The sequence below is a fragment of the Rhodobacter calidifons genome (assembly GCF_011174775.1).
Classification (GTDB): Bacteria; Pseudomonadota; Alphaproteobacteria; order Rhodobacterales; family Rhodobacteraceae; genus Tabrizicola; species Tabrizicola calidifons.
The window spans coordinates 1-2500 of sequence record NZ_JAANHS010000036.1; the positions used below are offsets into that span (position 1 = coordinate 1).

At 56.1% G+C, this 2500-nt stretch carries 2 rRNA genes (1 of these 2 cut by a window edge); both read right to left on the reverse strand.

What is annotated here, in order from left to right:
* Positions 1 to 117 precede the first annotated feature (117 nt).
* Positions 118 to 232: ribosomal RNA gene (gene rrf / locus G8O29_RS17955) — 5S ribosomal RNA — on the reverse strand.
* Between the two features lie 186 nt (positions 233 to 418).
* A 23S ribosomal RNA gene (locus G8O29_RS17960) occupies positions 419 to 2500 on the reverse strand (it continues 833 nt past the right edge of the window).

Consider the following 2500-nt stretch of genomic DNA (forward strand, 5'->3'; position numbering starts at 1 on the left):
CCTTCAGGTTATGAGCCTGACGAGCTACCGGGCTGCTCCACCCCGCGTCTGTTCCCGAGGGCTTTGTGCTGCGATCGGGTGGGTTTTCATCGTTTTGAGGGAGGTGTCTCTTTTCAGGTCTGGCGGTGACCTACTCTCCCACGTCTTGAGACGCAGTACCATTGGCGCAGGCACACTTATCGGCCGAGTTCGGGATGGGATCGGGAGTTTTGTGCCCGCTATGACCACCAGACCGGAGAAGAGACCGGGCGGGCCCGGTCTCTTCTCCGTCCCGGGCTTGACCCGGGACCTCGAGGAGCGAGGCCGCCCAAACATCAGTGTTGTTCCAGGTTTCGTCACGTGTTTTACGTGCTTCTGACGATCCGTGAAGGCGTAGGGTGTGCATTCATTGCGCACCTTTGCCTTGCTGTTACCGGATCAGATCAAGCCAATCGGGCAATTAGTACCAGTCAGCTGAACGCATTGCTGCGCTTACACCTCTGGCCTATCGACGTGGTGGTCTTCCACGGCCCTCAAGGGAGACCTTGTTTTGAAGGGGGCTTCCCGCTTAGATGCCTTCAGCGGTTATCCTGTCCGCTCATAGCTACCCAGCACTGCCGTTGGCACGACAACTGGTCCACCAGTGGAGCGTTCAACCCGGTCCTCTCGTACTAGGGTCAACTCTTCTCAAGTCTCCTGCACCCACGGCAGATAGGGACCGAACTGTCTCACGACGTTCTAAACCCAGCTCACGTACCTCTTTAAATGGCGAACAGCCATACCCTTGGGACCTGCTCCAGCCCCAGGATGAGATGAGCCGACATCGAGGTGCCAAACGATGCCGTCGATATGGACTCTTGGGCATCATCAGCCTGTTATCCCCAGAGTACCTTTTATCCGTTGAGCGATGGCCCTCCCACTTGGGACCACCGGATCACTATGACCGACTTTCGTCTCTGCTCGACTTGTCAGTCTTGCAGTCAGGCTGGCTTCTGCCATTGCACTCAACGAGCGATTTCCGACCGCTCTGAGCCAACCATCGCGCGCCTCCGTTACTGTTTGGGAGGCGACCGCCCCAGTCAAACTCCCCACCATGCACGGTCCCGGGCCCGGATAACGGGTCGCGGTTAGACAACAAGACGGCGAAGGGTGGTATCTCAAGGGTGGCTCCACGAGAACTGGCGTCCCCGCTTCAATGCCTACCACCTATCCTGCACATCACAGTCCTGTTGCCAATGCAAAGCTGGAGTAAAGGTTCATGGGGTCTTTCCGTCTAACCGCGGGTAGTGTGCATCTTGACACACAGTTCAATTTCGCTGAGTCCACGTTAGAGACAGCGGGGAGATCGTTACGCCATTCGTGCAGGTCGGAACTTACCCGACAAGGAATTTCGCTACCTTAGGACCGTTATAGTTACGGCCGCCGTTTACTGGGACTTCAATTCGGAGCTTGCACCCCTCCTCTTAATCTTCCAGCACCGGGCAGGCGTCAGACTGTATACGTCGCCTTACGGCTTCGCACAGCCCTGTGTTTTAAGTAAACAGTCGCCACCCCCTGGTTTGTGCCCCCCACCAATAGTTGCCTACTGATGGGGCTCCCTTCTCGCGAACTTACGGGAGCATTTTGCCGAGTTCCTTTAACGTGGTTCTCTCAAGCGCCTTGGTATGCTCTACCAGTCCACCTGTGTCGGTTTCGGGTACGGTCTGATGTGGGGCTATTTCCAGGAACCGCTCAGCAGCCCGGTCAATCCGATAAGACCGAACTACACCTGCGATCCGTCACATCCCACTGGCCCAGGAATATTAACCTGGTTCCCATCGACTACGCCTTTCGGCCTCGCCTTAGGGGCCGGCTTACCCTGCTCAGATTAGCTTTAAGCAGGAACCCTTGGACTTTCGGCGAGAGGGTCTCTCACCCTCTTTGTCGCTACTCATGTCAACATTCTCGCTTCCGATCTCTCCACCGGATGCCTTACGGCCCGGCTTCACAGAAAGCTCTCCATGTTGGTCACCGTCATGGTGCGCAATGAATGCACACCCTACGGATACAACATGATGAGCTGTATCACGGAACGCTCCGCTACCACGCACATCGCTGTGCATCCTGAGCTTCGGCTCGTGGCTTGAGCCCCGTTACATCTTCGCCGCAGGACAGCTTGTCTAGACCAGTGAGCTGTTACGCTATCTTTAAATGATGGCTGCTTCTAAGCCAACATCCTGGTTGTTTTGGCCGTCCCACATGCTTTCCCACTTAGCCACGAATTAGGGGCCTTAGCTGCAGGTCAGGGTTGTTTCCCTCTTCACGACGGACGTTAGCACCCGCCGTGTGTCTCCCGGATAGTACTCCACGGTATTCGGAGTTTGCTTAGACTCAGTAAGGCTGTGGGCCCCCATCATCCATGCAGTGCTCTACCCCCGTGGGTATTCGTCCGAGGCGCTACCTAAATAGCTTTCGCGGAGAACCAGCTATCTCCAGGTTTGATTAGCCTTTCACCCCTAGCCACAAGTCATCCAGACCCTTT